Here is a 16450-nt window from a genome sequence, read left to right on the forward strand (position 1 = left end):
AGGAGGCCCGGATGGACGGACACATGACGGCAGTGCCGCCCGGCATGACCGAGGCGGAATGGAAAACGCGCTGCGACCTGGCGGCGCTGTACCGGCTGGTCGCGCATTTCCGGATGACCGACCTGATCTACACCCATATCAGCGCGCGGGTGCCGGGGCCGGACGACCACTTCCTGATCAACCGTTACGGCGTGCTGTTCGAGCGCATGCGCGCCAGCGACCTGGTCAAGATCGATCTGGACGGCCGGGTAATCGGCGGCGCCGGAGCGGCGATGGACCAGGAGGTGAATGCCGCCGGCTTCACCATCCATTCGGCGATCCACGCCGTCCGTCACGACCTGGTCTGCATCATCCACACCCACACCGCGGCCGGCATCGCCGTCTCGGCCCAGAAGCAGGGCCTGCTGCCGATCAGCCAGCACGCGCTGAAGTTCTACGGCCGTCTCGCCTATCACGGCTATGAGGGCATCGCCCTCGACCTCGACGAGCGCGACCGGCTGGTGCGCGACCTCGGCGACCGCCAGGCGATGATCCTGCGCAATCACGGCCTCCTGGTGGCCGGGCGCAGCATCCCGGAGGCGTTCAACCAGATCTACTATCTGGAGCGCGCCTGCCAGGCGCAGATCCAGGCCCTGGCCGGCGGGGCGGAGCTGGTGCTGCCGCCGGAGGAGGTGCGCCTGCACACCGCCGAGCAGTTCCGCCGCGGCGCCACGCTTGAGCATTGCGAGAAGGGATGGAAGGCCGCGCTGGTGTTGGTCGAGGACGGGAAACCGCCCTACCGGTCGTGAGGCGGGGCCTCCGCCTCCAGCAGCTTGCGCTGCAGGATGACCTCGCCGCCCTTCAGGATGTCCTGCGCGATCGCCTGCCGTGCCGCCGCGCCGTCGCCGGCGCGGACCGCCTCCAGGACCGGATAGTGATGCTCGATCATCGACCGGCCGCCGGCCTCGTAGAGCTCGGAGATCAGCGGCCCCATCCGCATCCACAGCGGCTTCAGGATGCCGGCCAGGGTCGGCAGCCCGGCGATGGCCGGCAGCGCCAGGTGGAACTGCTCGTTCAGCGCGATGGCGCCGAGGGTGTCGGTCTTGCGGATCGCCGTCTCGTTCTGGCGGATCAGCCGCTCCAGCAGCTTCAGGTCCTTCGGCGTCGCCCGCGCCGCGGCCCGCTCCGCCGCCAGCCCCTCGAGCTCGATCCGGATGTCGCGGATCTCCAGATACTGCTCCAGGGTCAGGGACGGCACGCGGATGTCGCGCAGGCTGCGCAGGATCAGCACCTGCTCCTGCACCAGCCGCAGGATGGCGTCGCGCACCGGCGTCACGCTGGTGCCCATCTGCTGCGCCAGGTCGCGGATCCGGAGCCGCTCCCCGGGCCGCAGCGCACCCTCCATCAGCGCCGCGCCCAGCTTGCCGTAGACGATGTCGCCGAGGTTCTCGTGGTCGATCGCATCCAGGCCCGGCACCGGGCGGGGCTTCTCCGTGGGGGGCGTCGTGGTGTCCATGCTGCCGGATGGTGCGAAGGGTCTCGATGATGCATCATACATCAGTGACTCGGCGGCGGTCGAGGCCGGCCCAACGCTCTTGATGAATGGGACGATGAGATGAAGGTCTTCTGGAACGACATCCAGCGCAGCCACGCGCCGCAGTTCTTCCTGCAGCGCGGCCAGCTGCGCCGCAACTTCGAGGTGCCGGCCCGGGCCGAGGCGCTGCTGGCCGCGGTGCATGACATGAAGCTCGAGGTGGTCGAGCCGCCGGCGGTCGATCGCGCCGCGCTGCAGTCGGTCCATGCGCCGGACTATCTCGATTTCCTGGAGCAGGCCTGGGCGGAGTGGTCGGCGCTGCCCGACCACGGGCCCGAGCTGGTGCCGAACATCCATCCGAGCCCGGAGATGCTGGCCCAGGGCGCCAGGCCGCCCGGCACCATCGTCGGCCGGCTCGGCTGGTACACTGCCGACACCTCCTGCCCGATCGGGTCGCAGACCTGGGCCGCCTCCGTCGCCGCCGCGGCCTGCGCCGTCGCCGCGGCCGACGAGGCGGCGTCCGGCCGCGCCGCCTATGCCCTGGCCCGCCCGCCCGGGCACCACACCTATGCCGCCCGAGCCGGCGGTCACTGCTACCTGAACAACGCGGCGCTGGCGGCGCAGCGGCTGCGCGACCGCGGCGCGGCGCGCGTCGCCGTGCTCGATATCGACGCCCATCACGGCAACGGCACCCAGGGCATCTTCTGGGATCGGGCGGATGTCTTCGTCGCCTCGGTCCATGGCGACCCGAACCGCTATTATCCCTGGTATGTCGGCCATGCCGGCGAGACCGGGGCCGGGGCGGGGGAGGGGGCCAACCTCAACCTGCCGCTCGCCCTCGGCACCGGCGACGAAGGCTGGCTCGCCGCGGTCGACCAGGCGATCGCGGCGGTCGGGGGGGTCGATGCGGTGGTGGTCAGCCTCGGCTTCGACGCCTCGAAGGACGAGCCGCTGGCGGCGCTGCAGGTGACCGAGGACGGCTTCGCCCGGGCCGGCGAGAAGATCCGGGCGCTCGGCAAGCCGGCCGCGATCATCCAGGAGGGCGGCTATGCCGTCGATGTCCTCGGCCGGCTGCTGGCGCGCTTCTTTGACGGCTTCGCCGGCTGACGATGGACGAGCTTGAGGACAGGCGCCTCTCGCCGGAGGATGCCGAGCGGCTGGTGCGCGCCCGCTGGAGGATCGAAGGGCGCGCCGAGGCCCTGAGCAGCGAGCGGGACCAGAACTTCCGGATCGAGACCGCGGCCGGGCGGCGCGTGCTGCTGAAGATCGCCGATCCGGCCGAGGACCGGCAGGTCACGAACTTCCAGACCGAGCTGCTGCTGCATCTGGAGCGGGCGGATCCGGGCCTGCCGGCGCCCCGCATCCTGCGGGCGCTCGACGGGACGGCGGAGATCCGGATCGGCGCCGGCACCCCGCTGGTCGCCCGGCTGCTGTCCTTCCTGGACGGGACGCCGCTGGCGGCGGTGACAGAGCGTTCGCCGCGGCAGCGGTGGCGGATCGGCGAACGCCTCGGCCGCCTCGGCGCGGCGCTCGCCGGCTTCCGCCACCCGGCGGACGAGCATGAGCTGATCTGGGACATGGCCCGCGCGGCGCGGCTGCGCGACCTGCTGGGGGAGGTCGAGGACGCGGACCGCCGGGCGCTGGCCGAAGCCGGCCTCGACCGGTTCGAGCGGGCGGTGGCGCCGGCCCTGGCGGGGCTGCGCCGGCAGGTGATCCATGCCGATGCCAATCCCAGCAACATCCTGGTCGATCCCGCCGATCCCGACATGGTCGCCGGCCTGATCGATTTCGGCGACGCGGTGCGGACCGTGCTGGCCACCGATGTCGCCGTCGCCGCGGCCTACCATCTGGCCGACGGCGACGACCCGCTCGGTCCGGCGGGGGAACTGATCGCCGGCTATCACGCCGCGCTGCCGCTGCGGCCGGAGGAGGTCGAGCTGCTCTGCGACCTGATGGCGACCCGGCTGGTGATGATCGTGGTGATCGGCGCCTGGCGCGCCCGGCGCCATCCGGGGAACCGGGACTACATCCTGCGCAACAATCGGACGGCCTGGGCGCGGCTGCGGCGCCTGGCCGATCTCGACCGTCAGGCGGCCGCCGACCGCCTGCACCGGATCTGCCGGGAGGAGGCCGCCCATGTCTGATCCCCGCACCGCTGCCCTGCGCGCCCGACGCGACCGGCTGCTGGGCCCGGCCTACCGCCTGTTCTATGACGAGCCGCTGCATGTCGTGCGCGGCGAGGGCGTCTGGCTCCACGACTCCGAGGGCGAGCGCTATCTCGACGCCTACAACAACGTCGCCTCGGTCGGCCACTGCCATCCGCATGTGGTCGGCGCCCTGGCGCGGCAGGCGGCGGTGCTGAACACCCACACCCGATATCTCTCGGAAGGCGTGCTCGACTATGCCGAGCGGCTGCTGGCGACCTTCCCGGCCGAGATCGGTCATGTGATGTTCACCTGCACCGGCAGCGAGGCCAACGACCTGGCCCTGCGGGTGGCGCGCGCCGTCACCGGCGGCATCGGCGTGATCGTCACCGACTGGGCCTATCACGGCGTCACCGTGGCGCTGGCGGAGATGTCGCCCTCGCTCGGCAGCGCGGTCCGGATCGGCGACCATGTCCGCCTGGTCGCGCCGCCCGACGCCTATCGCGGCGACGGCGATACCGGCCAGGCCTTCGCCGCCCGGGTGACCGCCGCGATCGAGGACATGCGGCAGCACGGCATCGTGCCGGCGGCGCTGCTGGTCGACACCATCTTCTCCAGCGACGGGGTCTTCGCCGACCCGCCCGGCTTCCTGGCCCCGGCTGCGGCGGCGATGCGCGCGGCGGGCGGGCTGGTGATCGCCGACGAGGTGCAGCCCGGCTTCGGCCGCACCGGCGGCATGTGGGGCTTCGCCCGGCACGGCTTCGTTCCGGACATGGTCACCATGGGCAAGCCGATGGGCGACGGCCACCCGATCGCCGGCATGGCCGCGCGGCCGGAGGTGCTGGCCGAATTCGGCCGGCGGACCCGCTACTTCAACACCTTCGGCGGCAACCCGGTCTCGGCCGCGGTCGGCATGGCGGTGCTCGACGTGATCGAGGGCGAGGGGCTGGTCGCCAATGCGCGCGACACCGGCGCCTTCCTGCGGCAGGCGCTGCAGGACCTGGCGGTGCGCCACCCCGCCATCGGCGACGTCCGCGGCGCGGGGCTGTTCCTCGGGGTCGAGCTGGTGCGCGACCGGGCGACGCGCGAGCCCGACGGCGCGCTGGCGTCCCGCGTGGTCAACGGCCTGCGCCGGCGGCGGGTGCTGGTCAGCGGCTGCGGCCGGCACGGCAACGTCCTGAAGCTGCGCCCGCCGCTGGTCTTCGACCGGAAGCACGCGGAGATCCTGGTCGACGCCCTCGACCGCACGCTGGCCGACCCGGACGGGGAATAGCGCTCAGAACGCCGCCGCGCCGATCCCGAGCCCGGGATAGAGCCCGTCGAGCGCCTCGATGTCCGATCGGCTCTGGGCGATGATCCAGTCGCGGATCTCGGCCACCGCCGTGCGCATCGGCCGGGCCCGCGAATGCACCAGCTGGCACAGCCGGCCGGTGCGCATCAGGCTGCGGGCGGCGGGCACCAGCGCCCCGGTCCCGAGCCAGTGCGAGGACACCGTCGCCCAGCCCAGCGCGATGCCCTGGCCCAGCAGCGCCGCCTGCACCACGATCGCATAGTCGGAGAAGCTCAGCGTGCTTCGCGGCCCGGCCCGGTCGTCACGCAGATCCTCGAACGAATCCGGCCAGCCGGGGTCGGAGCCGGCGAGGTTGATGATGGTGTTGCCGTCGCCCGTCGCCTTCCGCCGCTCGATATAGGCCGGGCTGCAGATCGGCAGCATGATCTCGCGCATCACCAGCGAGGTCTCGTGGCGCGCATCGCCGCCGTCGACGAATCGCATGCCGAGATCGACGTCGTCGACCGGCCCCTGCAGCGGCCCGGCGATCAGCTGGAAGCGCAGGTCGACCGACGGGAACTCCTTCTGCAGCCGGTTGATCCGCGGCATCAGCCAATGGGTGGTGAAGGCGGTGGACAGCGACAGCGTCACCGTCTCGGTGCCGGTGCGCCGGGCCTCGATCTCACGGATCGCGGCCTCGATCCCGCGGAACCCCTCGGCGATGCGGCGATACAGCGACCGGCCGTCCTCGGTCAGCACGATGCCGGCGGCGGAGCGGTCGAACAGCCGCACGCCGAGATGGCTTTCCAGCCGGCCGAGCATCCGGCTGACCGCCGGCTGGGTGACGTTCAGCTCCGCCGCCGCCCGGGTGAAGCTGCCGCAGCGGGCGGCCGCCTCGAACACGAAGAGGGCGTTCGAGGAGGGCAGCATCCGGCGCAGCTGGGTCATGATCTGAGTTTATGGTCCGGCCAAGTTTTTCGCAATTGCCTCGCCCCGGGTCGTTTGCTGTGATCTACGCACGACACAAGGATCTCGGGACGCCATCGCCCGCCCTGCGGAGAACGATGCGACGGATCCGGTGACGGCCGCTCATGCCGCCATGGCATGCGGCGGCGCTCAGGGACAAGGCTCACGACCATGACGCAGCACGGCAGCACGGGCGTCTCGATCCGTTCCGTCAGCAAGCACTACGACGCGTTCCGCGCCCTCGACGACGTCAGCCTGACGATCGCGCCGGGCGAGTTCGTCTCGCTGCTCGGCCCGTCCGGCTCGGGCAAGACCACGCTGCTCAGCATCCTCGGCGGCTTCATCCAGCCGACCGCCGGGTCGGTCCGGTTCGGCGAGCGCGACGTCACCTTCACCCCGCCGCACAAGCGCGACATCGGCATCGTGTTTCAGAGCTACGCCCTGTTCCCGCACATGACGGTGGGCGAGAACGTCGCCTTCGCGCTGCGGGCGCGGCGCCTGCCGAAATCCGGCTGGGCCGGAAAGGTGGCCGGGGCGCTGGCGATGGTCGAGCTGTCCGGCTATGAGAACCGCCGCATCTCCCAGCTCTCCGGCGGTCAGCGCCAGCGTGTCGCCCTGGCCCGCGCCATCGTGTTCGAGCCGCGGCTGATCCTGATGGACGAGCCGCTCTCCGCCCTCGACAAGCAACTGCGCGATGCGATGCAGATCGAGCTGCGGCACCTGCACCGGCGGCTCGGGGCGACCATCGTCTACGTCACCCACGACCAGCGCGAGGCGCTGACGATGAGCGACCGGGTCGCCATCCTGCGCGACGGGCGGCTGGTGCAGATCGACACGCCGGAGCGGCTGCACGACCACCCGGCCGACAGCTTCGTGGCCAGCTTCATCGGCGAGGCGGCGCTGCTGCCGGTCACCCGGGCCGGGCCCGACCGGGTGGCGCTGGGCGGCGCCGTGCTGCGCTCCGGCCGGCCGATCCCGCAGTCGGGCGACCTGCTGCTGGCGGTGCAGACCGAGAAGCTGCTGATCGATGCCGGTGACGGCGGCGACGGCGCCAACCGCCTGTCAGGCCTTGTGTCGGAGATCATCTACCAGGGCGAAAGCCTGAAGGTGTTCCTGACCCTCGACGACGGCACCGTGCTCAGCCTGCGCCAGCCCAGCCACCATGCGGCGCGCAGCAGCGTCCCGCCGGTCGGCGGCCGGATCGCCGTCACCCTGCATCCCGAAGACACCATCGTCGTGCCGCGCGCCGCCTGAGGCCGCGCCATTCCTCCCGATCCACAACCCGAGAAGCAGACATGCCGTTCAGCGCCTTCAAAGTCCTCACCTTCGACGTCGTCGGCACCCTGATCGACTTCGAGACCGGAATCCTCGACTCCGTCCGGCGGATCGGCGGCCGCGCCGCGCAGGGGCTGAGCGACGACCGGATCTTCGAGGCCTACAAGCGCGGCCGCGATGCCCATCCGTACCGGTCCAGCGAGGCGATGTTCCATGTCTACAAGTCGCTGGCGCAGGAGTTGGAGCTGCCGGCTGACGACCTCGCCGCCGGGGCCTTCCAGCTCGACGTGCTGCGCTGGCCGGCCTTCGCCGATTCCGCCGAGGCGCTGCGCCGTCTGCGCCGGCACTTCCGGCTGGTGGCGATGACCAATGCCGACCGCACCGCCTTCTCCAGTTACGCCAACACGCTGGGCCAGCCCTTCGACGACAGCGTCACCGCCGACGAGACCGGGACCGCCAAGCCCGACCCGAACTTCTTCTCCTTCAACCGCGGCCGGCAATCGGCCTTCGGCACCAAGTTCGGCGAGATCCTGCATGTGGCGCAGAGCCAGCACCACGACATCGGGATCGCCCGCAAGCTCGGCTACAAGACCTGCTGGATCGAGCGCCGGCAGGGGCAGCAGGGCTTCGGCGGCACGCCGGCGGTGGCGACGCTGACCACGCCCGATTTCCACTTCTCGACGCTGAAGCAGCTCGCCGACGCCGTCGAGGCGGCCGAGCCGCGGGCTGCCTGACCGGACCGCGCCGATGATGGCCCTTCCTTCCCCCAGGCCCGGCGTGAATTCGCTCTGGGCCGCGACCGCGGGCCCGGCGCCGCGGCTGCCGGCGCTGGACGGCGACGCCGCGGCGGATGTGGTCATCATCGGCGCCGGCTACACCGGCCTGTCGGCGGCGCGCCACATCGCCGCCGGCGGTCTCGACCCCCTGGTGCTCGACGCCAGCGCAGTCGGCTGGGGGGCCAGCGGCCGCAACGGCGGCTTCGTGACCCCGAAGTTCCGCCTGTCCCTGCCGGCCATCGCCGCGGCCCATGGCCGGGACATGGCCAAGCGGATGTACGATCTGGGCCATGAGGCGGTCGATGCCGTCGAAGAGCTGGTCGAGGAGTTCGGCATCGACAGCGCCGGCTTCGCCCGGGTCGGGCTGGTCAAGGCGGCGCACACCGAAAAGGCGCTGGCCGCGGTCGCCGCTGAGGCCGAGTGGATGAAGGCCGAGATGGGCGACGGCCACATCAGCCTGCTGTCGCGCGACGAGGTGCGGGCAGAGCTCGGCTCCGACGGCTTTGTCGGCGGCGCGCTGACCCGCGGCCCCGGCTGCATCCACCCGTTGAACTATGTGCGCGGGCTGGCCGCCGGCTTGGCGGCGCGCGGCATCCGCATCCATGAGGACAGCCCGGCCTTGGCGATCCGGCGCGAGCCGGGCGCGGTGGTGGTGGAGACGCCACACGGCCGGGTGCGCGCCGCCCAGGCGATCATCGCCACCAACGCCTATTCCGATCTGACCGGCGCGACCCGCGAGATGCAGCGGACGCTGGTGCCGTTCCGCAGCGCCATCCTGGCGACCGCGCCGTTGCCGCCGGACCTCGCCGCCAGCCTGCTGCCGACCCGCCGGATCTGCAGCGAGACGCGGCGGATGATGCGCTGGTTCCGGATCGTCGACGGCCGCTTCGTCTTCGGCGGCCGCGGCGCCTTCGGCAAGGCGGATTCGCCCGCGGCCTTCGCGGCGCTGCGCCGCGCCATGGTGGCGCTGTTCCCGATGCTCGCCGACATCCCGGTCGAGTACAGCTGGTCGGGCCTGGTCGCCATGACGCTGGATTCGGTGCCGCATGTCGGCCGGCGCGACGACCGGCTGCTGTTCGCCCTCGGCTACAACGGCGCCGGCGTCGCCATGGCCAGCCTGATGGGCCGCTATCTCGCCGCCTTCGTGCGGGGGGAGACGCCGGATGTCGGGCTGCTCGACGCCCGCCGGCTGGCGCCGGTGCCGCTGTATCCGCTGCGCGAGCCGGCGGTCCGCGCCGTTGCCGGCTGGTACCAGATGCTCGACGCCGTCGGGCTCTAGAACGCCGGGGATCCGGCCAACGAAACAGGGAGACAGGACCATGAGATCCAGGCTTCAAATCCTCGCCCTCTCCGCCCTCGGCGCGCTGGCCTCCGGTACCGCCGGCGCCGAACAGATCACCTTCGTGTCGCAGGGCGGCGCCTATCAGGAGGCGCAGACCAAGGCCATCCTCGACCCTGTGGCCGAGCAGCTGGGCATCACCGTCAATCAGGACAGCGCGCCCGACGCCTGGCCGGTGATCAAGACCCAGACCACGACCGGAAAGCCGATCTGGGACGTGGTCGACACCCCGACCAAGGACTGCGTCCGCGGCGGCGAGCAGGGCATGATCGAGAAGCTCGACTTCGCCAAGATCCCGAATGCCGCCGGCCTGCCGGACGCGTACAAGACCCCGTATTCGGTGTCCTACGAGTTCTATTCCAGCGTCCTGGCCTACAACGCCGAGAAGTACGGCGACAACCCGCCGAAGACCTGGGCCGATTTCTGGGACGTGAAGAAGTTCCCCGGCACCCGGGCGCTGCGCAACCACCCGTTGGCGACGCTCGAGGCGGCGCTGCTGGCCGACGGCGTGGCGCCGGACAAGATCTACCCGCTCGATGTCGACCGCGCCTTCCGCAAGCTGGAGGAGATCAAGCCGAACATCGCCGTGTGGTGGACCTCGGGTGCCCAGTCCGCCCAGCTGCTGGCCGATGGCGAGGCCGACATGATCATGGCCTGGAACGGCCGCGTCTCCGCCGTGGCCAAGGAGGGCGCGCCGGTCGCCTTCACCTACAACCAGGGCATGCTGCAGAACACCTCGCTGTGCATCCTGAAGGGGGCGCCGAACCTCGACGCCGCGGTCAAGTTCGTCAACGCGGCGATCGCGCCGGACATCCAGGCCAACTTCCCGGCCTATATCGATTACGGCCCGGGCAATCCGAAGGCCTACGAGACCGGCAAGATCTCGCCCGAGCGCGCGGCGGAGATGCCGAGCTCTCCCGACAACGCCGCGAAGCAGGTGCTGGTGTCGACCGAGTGGTGGAGCTCGCCGGCCGGCGAGGAGGTGCTGAAGCGCTGGGCCTCCTTCATCCAGCAGTAACCCCGAGCGGTTGAAGCAGGCATGTCCGTGACCATCAGTCCTTCGGTGTCGCAGCCGACCATCAAGCCTTCGGTGTCGCAGGAGCGTCGCGAGCAGCGGCTGACGCTCTTGCTGCTGGCGCCCGCCCTGGCCGTGATCGTCTGCCTGCTGATCGTGCCGCTCGGCTGGCTGGCCTGGCAGTCGATCCGCCAGGACGGCGGCTTCACCCTGGCCAACTACCGGCGCTTCGTGACCGACGACGCCACCTGGATGTCTTTCATCCAGACCTTCCGCATCGCCTTCACCGTCACCCTGGCGACGCTGCTGCTGGGCTACCCGGTCGCCTATGTCGCGGCGGCTGCGTCGCCGGGCTGGCGGGTGGTGATCCTGGCGCTGGTGGTGCTGCCGTTCTGGACCAGCGTCCTGGTGCGCTCCTACGCTTGGCTGATCCTGCTGCAGCGGCGCGGCATCATCAATTCGGCGCTGACCGATCTCGGCCTGATCGACAGCCCGCTGCTGCTCGTCAACAACGAGCTCGGCACCGTGATCGCGACGATCCACATCCTGCTGCCCTTCATGGTGCTGCCGCTCTACGCCGCGATGCAGAAGATCCCGCGCGAGCTGACCATGGCGGGGGCCAGCCTGGGCGGATCGCCGTCCTTCGTCTTCCTGCGCGTGTTCCTGCCGCTGTCGCTGCCGGGCGTGATCGCGGGGGCGGTGCTGGTCTTCGCCCTGACGCTCGGCTTCTACATCACGCCGGAGCTGCTGGGCGGCGGCCGGACCTACATGGTGTCGATGCTCGTCTCCCGGAACATCGAGGTCTACAACGAATGGGGCGCGGCCTCGTCGATCAGCGTCGTCCTCCTGGCCTGCGTGTTCCTGATCTTCCGGGTGGCCAGCCTGTTCATCCCGTTCGAACGGATCATGGGCGCGAGGTGACCATGAACATCACCCGCTTCTTCCTGTACGGCTTTGTCGCGCTGGTCCTGGTCTGGCTGGTGGTGCCGATCATCATCGTCGTGCCGATGTCCTTCTCCGGCGCGCGGTTCCTGTCCTTCCCGCCGCCGTCCTGGTCGCTGCGCTGGTACGAATCCTATCTCGGCAACCCGGCCTGGATGCAGGCGACGAAGATCAGCCTGATCGTGGCGGGGTCGAGCGCGGTCGTCGCCACCATCATGGGGACCGCGGCGGCCTATGCGCTGAACCTCACTCAATCCAAGCTGCTGCGCGGCCTGCAGGTGGTACTGCTGCTGCCGCTGGTGGTGCCGATCGTGATCACCGCCGTCGGCATCTTCCTGGTCTATGCCCAGGTCGGCCTCCTGGCGACCATGACCGGGCTGGTCCTGGCCAATGTCATGCTCGGGCTGCCCTATGTGGTGACCTCGGTGCTGGTCAGCCTGCGCAAGTTCGACCCGGCGCAGGAGATGGCCGCGCTCAGCCTCGGCATGAACCGGTTCCGCACCTTCTTCGCCGTGACCCTGCCGCAGATCCGCTCGGGCGTGGTCTCCGGCCTGCTGTTCGCCTTCATCTCGGCGCTGGACGAGACGGTGGTCGCCCTGTTCGTGTCCGGCGGCCAGTACCAGACCCTGACCAAGCGCATGTTCACCTCGCTGCGCGACGAGATCGACCCGACCATCGCCGCCATCAGCACGCTCCTGACCGCCGTCTCCCTCGTCATCGTCGTGCTGGCCTCCCTCAGCGCCCGGAACGCGGAGCGACGGCGGGCCGCCGCCGGATGAGGGCCGACTGCCTGATCCTGGGCGGCGGCTCCGCCGGCTGCGTGCTGGCCGCGCGGCTGTCGCAGGATCCCGGCCGCTCCGTCATGCTGGTGGAGGCGGGGCGGGACATCTCCGCCGGAAACGCACCGGCCGACATCCTCAGCCGCTATCCCGGGCGGGCCTATCTCGACAATGCGAACATCTGGGCCTCGCTGACGGCGCTGATGGGTTACGGCCGGTCGAACGCGGCGCCGCGCAGCGTCCGCCGCTACGAGCAGGCGAAGCTGCTCGGCGGCGGCTCGGCCATCAACGCGCTGATGGCCAATCGCGGCTCGCCCGCGGACTATGCCGAATGGGAGGCGCTGGGCGCGGCCGGCTGGGGCTGGGACGACTGCCTGCCGGTGTTCCGCCGGATCGAGGCCGACCGCGACTTCGCGGGGCCGCTGCACGGGTCGGACGGTCCGCTCGCCATCCGGCGCATCGGCGACGACCGGATCTCGCCCTTCGTGCACCGGGTGATGCAGACGCTGGAGCGGCGCGGCCACCCGATCCGGGCCGACCAGAACGGCGCCTGGGAGGACGGCACGTATCGCGGCGCCGTCGCGGTCAGCGACCGCGGCGAGCGGCTGCCGACCTCGATCGCCTGGCTGACGCCGGAGGTCCGCCGCCGGCCGAACCTGACGATCCTGACCGGCTGTCGCGCCGACCGGCTGCTGTTCGACGGCCGCCGCGTCACCGGGGCGGAGGTCGTCGGCGCAGATGGCCGGCCGCAGGCGATCGGCGCCCGCGAGGTCATCGTCGCGGCGGGCGCCATCCACAGCCCGGCGCTGCTGCTGCGCTCCGGCATCGGGCCGGCGGCCGGGCTGCAGCCGTTCGGCATCCCGGTCGTGGCGAACCTCCCCGGTGTCGGCCGCAACCTGATGGAGCATCCCTCGATCGCCGTCGCCGCCACCCTGCCGCCGGCGATGCGGGTGCGGGACCGCGGCGAGCATCACGAGCAGGCGATCTGGCGCTTCTCCTCGGGGCTGGACGGCCTGCCGCAGGGCGACATGCACGCCGCCATCCTGTCGCGTTCCGGCTGGCATTCGGTCGGGCTGCGCATGGGCAGCCTGTTCTTCTGGGTGAACAAGTCCCTCTCGCGCGGCGCCCTGACCCTGGCCTCGCCCGATCCGGCCGTCGAGCCGCATGTCGATTTCCGCATGCTCAGCGACCGCCGCGACCTCGACCGGCTGAAGACGGCGCTGCGGATGGGGGCGGCGGCGCTGCTGGACCCGCATATGGATGGGCATCGCGGCCCGGTCTTCCCGTCCAGCTATTCGCCCCGCGTGGCCCGGATCGCCGGGCCCGGCGCCTGGAACGCGCTGCAGCGCGGCGCCCTGTCCGTGCTGCTCGACCTGGCCGGGCCGCTGCGAGCCGCGCTGGTCCATGCCGCGATTACCCTGGGCACGACGCTGGACGGCCTGCTGCGCGACGACGACGCGCTGACCGAGTTCGTGCGCCGCCATGTCGGCGGCACCTGGCATCCGTCGGGCACCTGCCGGATGGGGGCGGAGGGCGATCCGGCCGCCGTGACCTCGCCGCAGGGCAGGGTGCATGGCGTGGACGGCCTGCGCGTCGCGGACGCCTCGCTGATGCCGTCGATCCCCTGCGCCAACACCAACATCCCGACCATCATGATCGCCGAGCGGATCGCCGATTTCATCCGGGCCGGCCGATAGGGCCTCAGGTCGTGGCATGCCTGCACCCTCATGCGGACAAGACGCGGCCAAGTGCAGTATGTCGATCCGGTGCACGCCTCTCTGACGGACCGGATCCCCCGCGTCCAGGCGATGCGGGAGACGTTCCGATGACCCTGTTCGACCTGGCCGGCAAGCGGGCGCTGGTCACCGGCTCCTCGCGCGGCCTCGGCTTCTCCGTCGCCGCCGCGCTCGGCCGCCACGGCGCGACCGTGATCCTGAACGGCCGCGACGACGGGCCCCTGGCCCAGGCGGTCGCCAAGCTGCGCGACGAGGGCATCGACGCCCATCCGGCCCGCTTCGACCTGACCGACGCCGACGCCGCCTCCGCCGCCATCGGCCGGGCGGTGCAGACGGTCGGGGCGGTCGACATCCTGGTCAACAACGCCGGCATCCAGCTGCGCAAGCCGTTCCTGGACTTCGCGATCGAGGACTGGCGCATGATCCTCGACGTGCACCTGATCGGCAGCGTCGTCGCCGCCAAGGCGGTGCTGCCGGGGATGGTCGAGCGCCAGGCCGGCAAGATCATCAACATCTGCTCGCTGATGAGCGAGCTGGGCCGGCCGACCATCGCCCCCTATGCCTCGGCCAAGGGCGCGCTGCGCATGCTGACCCGCAACCTCGCGGTCGAGTTCGCGCGGCACAACATCCAGGTCAACGGCATCGGCCCCGGCTATTTCGCCACCGAGCTGAACCGCGCGCTGATGGACGACCCGGAGTTCGACGCCTTCGTCAAGCGCCGCACCCCCGCGGCCCGCTGGGGCCATCCGGACGAACTGGGCGGCGCCGCCGTGTTCCTGGCCTCCGCCGCCTCCGACTTCGTCAACGGCCAGATCATCTATGTCGATGGCGGCCTGCTCGCCTCCGTCTAGGAACGCCCGTCGCGACTCCCCGCCATCCCGGCAGGGAAGCGGGCGGCCATGGCGCGCGCAAGCCCACGCCTCTCCGGCAGGGGAGTGTGAGAAATGCGGGTTCAAGGCTGCGGCGTCGTGTTGCAAAGGCCGGCCTGTGCGGCGCGCACGGGCGGCGATGCCGTCATTCGGGTGGCGGCAGCCCATGGCGCCGGATCTCGGCCTCGCGCTCGCGGCGCCGGCGTTCGGCCTCGGGCGGTGCGGTGGCCGAGGGCGGCCCGGTGCCGGCGGTGGTGTCGGGGCTGTAGATCGGGTCCCCGGGCGGGCCGAGATCGGTGGTGGGGAGGGCGCGATGGACCCCGGGGGTGCGGTCGAGCGTGCGCGGCGGGGGCAGGCCGGAGTCGCGGAAGGCCGGTTCGGCGGCCGGGCTCCTGTTCCGCCCCGTCGGGCCGGTGCCGGCATCTCCGGCCCCGGCTTTCGCCGCCGCGGCGGAGCCGCCGGCCGGCGGGATCCCGTCGGGCGGGAGGCCCAGGGCCCGGCACAGGCTGGCGATCAGGGCCTCGATCGGCAAGGCGGTGTCGGCGCGGTCGGCGTCGATGCGCGCGTCTTCGGCCAGCCGTTCCCGGAGTTCGACGGTCAGCCGCTCCCGGGCCTCGGCGTCGGGGGCGTCGGCGATGGCGTCGGCGACGCCCTGGGCGACGGCGTGGCGCCGGTCGTCCGTTTCGTCCTGCCGGCTCTCGCGCCGGTGCTCGGCCTCGCGCCGCGCCGCCTCGCGCTCCTGGCGCAGCCTGGCCTTCAGCGCGATGGCGCGGCGGATGCCGAGGAAGAGATTGCTGAAGCGGGTCTCCGCATCCCCGGCGCGGTCGAGATCTCCGGCCGCAAGCGCGGCGAGGGCCCGGGCCTGAAAGCCGCGGGCCAGCGCCTCTGCGAGCTCCATCAGCTCGGACGCCATCGCGGCGTCGGCCTCGATCGCGGCCGGCGACGCGGCGGCCGGTGCCTCCCGCCGCCGGCGCAGCTCGAGCGCCACGGCGCGTCGGATGGCGAGGAACAGGCTGCTGAAGCGGGTTTCGGCCTTGCCGGCGCGGTCGAGATCGCCGGCCGCAAGGGCGGCGACCGCCTCGGCCTGGAAGGTCCGGGCCAGCTCCAGGGCGAGCCTGGTCAGCCCGGACAGCACCTCGGTCTCCCGCTCGTCCGTGGACGGCGAGGCAGCGGAGGGAGTCTCGGCTGTGCTGGCATCGACCATTCCTGCATTAGAACAAAAAGGGAACAATAAAGCCAGAAGAATCGCATCCGCTTCCACGCGGTCATCGCGATTTCGGTGACAGTGCACTTTTGGGTTCTATGCCCATTTGGCGGAACGAGCCTGATCGCACCTTCAGGGCTGACTGGCGGATGCGTGGCCGGCCCTGCGATCCGCTCCGTCCGCCAGGGCTGCCGGATCGTGCATCATCACCGGACCTCTTGATCTGCCTGCCGTCTCAGGCTCACCGATCGGCCCGCGCATCATAGGCTTCCCGGGCCTGTTCGATTTCGTGCAGGTGGTGGATGGCCCAGTCATAGACCGCGCCGAACGGGGCCTGCAGCGTGCGCCCGAGGTCGGTGATGGAATATCGGACGGCGACCGGGGACGTGGCCAGGACCTCGCGGGCGATCAGCCCGTTGCGCTCCAGGCGCCGCAAGGCCTGCGTCAGCGCCTTGTGCGTCACGCCTTCCAGGCGCCGGATGAACTCGTTAAAGCGCGTCGGCTTCTCGGTGAGGATGGTCAGGATCATCACCGACCATTTGTTGGCGACCTGATCGAAGAAGGAGCGCGCGGCGCAGTCCGCGAAATACACGGCGTCGACGGGTTCCGCCATCGAGATATC

General features: G+C 71.3%; 16 protein-coding genes. 12 read left to right on the forward strand and 4 right to left on the reverse strand.

The features are described 5' to 3' along the window. The first annotated feature begins 11 nt into the window (after positions 1-11). On the forward strand, positions 12-788 hold the full coding sequence (locus ACFW16_RS15955) for a class II aldolase/adducin family protein (RefSeq protein ID WP_380306629.1): 777 nt from the start codon (positions 12-14) through the stop codon (positions 786-788). Here the strand turns inward: ACFW16_RS15955 and ACFW16_RS15960 are convergent. After that, entirely contained in the window at positions 776-1456 is a 681-nt protein-coding gene (locus tag ACFW16_RS15960; RefSeq protein WP_380306631.1) for a GntR family transcriptional regulator, read from the reverse strand. The genes ACFW16_RS15955 and ACFW16_RS15960 overlap by 13 nt on opposite strands. 138 nt (positions 1457-1594) lie before the next feature. Here ACFW16_RS15960 and ACFW16_RS15965 point away from each other — a divergent pair, with 138 nt between their 5' ends. Genes ACFW16_RS15965 through ACFW16_RS15975 form a run of 3 tightly spaced genes read left to right on the forward strand, consistent with a single transcriptional unit; the run spans position 1595 to position 4930 of the window. Next, the gene (locus ACFW16_RS15965; RefSeq protein WP_380306633.1) at positions 1595-2620 is read left to right on the forward strand and encodes a histone deacetylase family protein; all 1026 of its coding nucleotides are present in this window, start codon (positions 1595-1597) and stop codon (positions 2618-2620) included. 2 nt (positions 2621-2622) lie between these two features. Beyond that, positions 2623-3657, forward strand: coding sequence for a phosphotransferase (locus tag ACFW16_RS15970; protein WP_380306635.1), 1035 nt, complete (start codon positions 2623-2625; stop codon positions 3655-3657). After that, complete coding sequence (locus ACFW16_RS15975) at positions 3650-4930, forward strand: aspartate aminotransferase family protein (protein ID WP_380306637.1); 1281 nt, start codon at positions 3650-3652, stop codon at positions 4928-4930. The genes ACFW16_RS15970 and ACFW16_RS15975 overlap by 8 nt, the downstream gene beginning before the upstream one ends. 3 nt (positions 4931-4933) lie before the next feature. On the opposite strand, the gene ACFW16_RS15980 is transcribed toward ACFW16_RS15975, so the two are convergent. Beyond that, positions 4934-5875: a LysR family transcriptional regulator gene (locus ACFW16_RS15980; protein WP_380306639.1), complete on the reverse strand. Its 942-nt coding sequence runs from the start codon at positions 5873-5875 to the stop codon at positions 4934-4936. A gap of 189 nt (positions 5876-6064) precedes the next feature. Here ACFW16_RS15980 and ACFW16_RS15985 point away from each other — a divergent pair, with 189 nt between their 5' ends. The 8 genes from ACFW16_RS15985 (at position 6065) to ACFW16_RS16020 (ending at position 14606) form a co-directional block, all read left to right on the forward strand. Next, a complete protein-coding gene (locus tag ACFW16_RS15985) occupies positions 6065-7147 on the forward strand; it encodes an ABC transporter ATP-binding protein (protein WP_380306641.1) in 1083 nt (360 codons plus the stop codon). A 41-nt stretch (positions 7148-7188) separates the two neighbouring features. Further along, complete coding sequence (locus ACFW16_RS15990; RefSeq protein ID WP_380306643.1) at positions 7189-7902, forward strand: HAD-IA family hydrolase; 714 nt, start codon at positions 7189-7191, stop codon at positions 7900-7902. Between the two features lie 13 nt (positions 7903-7915). Then, positions 7916-9223, forward strand: coding sequence for an NAD(P)/FAD-dependent oxidoreductase (locus tag ACFW16_RS15995; protein ID WP_380306645.1), 1308 nt, complete (start codon positions 7916-7918; stop codon positions 9221-9223). 40 nt (positions 9224-9263) lie between these two features. Beyond that, the gene (locus ACFW16_RS16000; RefSeq protein WP_380306647.1) at positions 9264-10301 is read left to right on the forward strand and encodes an ABC transporter substrate-binding protein; all 1038 of its coding nucleotides are present in this window, start codon (positions 9264-9266) and stop codon (positions 10299-10301) included. A 27-nt stretch (positions 10302-10328) separates the two neighbouring features. Continuing rightward, on the forward strand, positions 10329-11219 hold the full coding sequence (locus ACFW16_RS16005; RefSeq protein WP_380306649.1) for an ABC transporter permease: 891 nt from the start codon (positions 10329-10331) through the stop codon (positions 11217-11219). 2 nt (positions 11220-11221) lie between these two features. Beyond that, positions 11222-12019 carry an ABC transporter permease gene (locus tag ACFW16_RS16010; protein ID WP_380306651.1) on the forward strand — a complete coding sequence of 266 codons (798 nt, stop codon included), beginning with the start codon at positions 11222-11224 and terminating at the stop codon, positions 12017-12019. Beyond that, the gene (locus tag ACFW16_RS16015) at positions 12016-13716 is read left to right on the forward strand and encodes a GMC family oxidoreductase (RefSeq protein WP_380306653.1); all 1701 of its coding nucleotides are present in this window, start codon (positions 12016-12018) and stop codon (positions 13714-13716) included. The genes ACFW16_RS16010 and ACFW16_RS16015 overlap by 4 nt, the downstream gene beginning before the upstream one ends. A 128-nt stretch (positions 13717-13844) precedes the next feature. Continuing rightward, on the forward strand, positions 13845-14606 hold the full coding sequence (locus tag ACFW16_RS16020) for an SDR family oxidoreductase (RefSeq protein ID WP_380306655.1): 762 nt from the start codon (positions 13845-13847) through the stop codon (positions 14604-14606). Between the two features lie 163 nt (positions 14607-14769). On the opposite strand, the gene ACFW16_RS16025 is transcribed toward ACFW16_RS16020, so the two are convergent. Together ACFW16_RS16025 and ACFW16_RS16030 are read right to left on the reverse strand one after the other, a co-directional pair. Next, positions 14770-15759, reverse strand: coding sequence for a hypothetical protein (locus ACFW16_RS16025; RefSeq protein ID WP_380306657.1), 990 nt, complete (start codon positions 15757-15759; stop codon positions 14770-14772). A gap of 310 nt (positions 15760-16069) precedes the next feature. Continuing rightward, positions 16070-16441, reverse strand: a complete 372-nt coding sequence (locus ACFW16_RS16030) for a winged helix-turn-helix transcriptional regulator (protein ID WP_380306659.1) — start codon at positions 16439-16441, stop codon at positions 16070-16072. Between the last annotated feature and the right edge of the window lie 9 nt (positions 16442-16450).

Origin of the sequence: Inquilinus sp. NPDC058860, from assembly GCF_042743185.1 — a bacterium.
GTDB lineage: Bacteria > Pseudomonadota > Alphaproteobacteria > DSM-16000 > Inquilinaceae > Inquilinus.

Coding starts and splice junctions, on each gene's coding strand:
- ACFW16_RS15955 (WP_380306629.1), top strand. CDS start 12: ATGGACGGACACATGACGGCAGTGCCGCCCGGCATGACCGAGGCGGAA.
- ACFW16_RS15965 (WP_380306633.1), top strand. CDS start 1,595: ATGAAGGTCTTCTGGAACGACATCCAGCGCAGCCACGCGCCGCAGTTC.
- ACFW16_RS15970 (WP_380306635.1), top strand. CDS start 2,623: ATGGACGAGCTTGAGGACAGGCGCCTCTCGCCGGAGGATGCCGAGCGG.
- ACFW16_RS15975 (WP_380306637.1), top strand. CDS start 3,650: ATGTCTGATCCCCGCACCGCTGCCCTGCGCGCCCGACGCGACCGGCTG.
- ACFW16_RS15980 (WP_380306639.1), bottom strand. CDS start 5,875: ATGACCCAGCTGCGCCGGATGCTGCCCTCCTCGAACGCCCTCTTCGTG.
- ACFW16_RS15985 (WP_380306641.1), top strand. CDS start 6,065: ATGACGCAGCACGGCAGCACGGGCGTCTCGATCCGTTCCGTCAGCAAG.
- ACFW16_RS15990 (WP_380306643.1), top strand. CDS start 7,189: ATGCCGTTCAGCGCCTTCAAAGTCCTCACCTTCGACGTCGTCGGCACC.
- ACFW16_RS15995 (WP_380306645.1), top strand. CDS start 7,916: ATGATGGCCCTTCCTTCCCCCAGGCCCGGCGTGAATTCGCTCTGGGCC.
- ACFW16_RS16000 (WP_380306647.1), top strand. CDS start 9,264: ATGAGATCCAGGCTTCAAATCCTCGCCCTCTCCGCCCTCGGCGCGCTG.
- ACFW16_RS16010 (WP_380306651.1), top strand. CDS start 11,222: ATGAACATCACCCGCTTCTTCCTGTACGGCTTTGTCGCGCTGGTCCTG.
- ACFW16_RS16015 (WP_380306653.1), top strand. CDS start 12,016: ATGAGGGCCGACTGCCTGATCCTGGGCGGCGGCTCCGCCGGCTGCGTG.
- ACFW16_RS16020 (WP_380306655.1), top strand. CDS start 13,845: ATGACCCTGTTCGACCTGGCCGGCAAGCGGGCGCTGGTCACCGGCTCC.
- ACFW16_RS16030 (WP_380306659.1), bottom strand. CDS start 16,441: ATGGCGGAACCCGTCGACGCCGTGTATTTCGCGGACTGCGCCGCGCGC.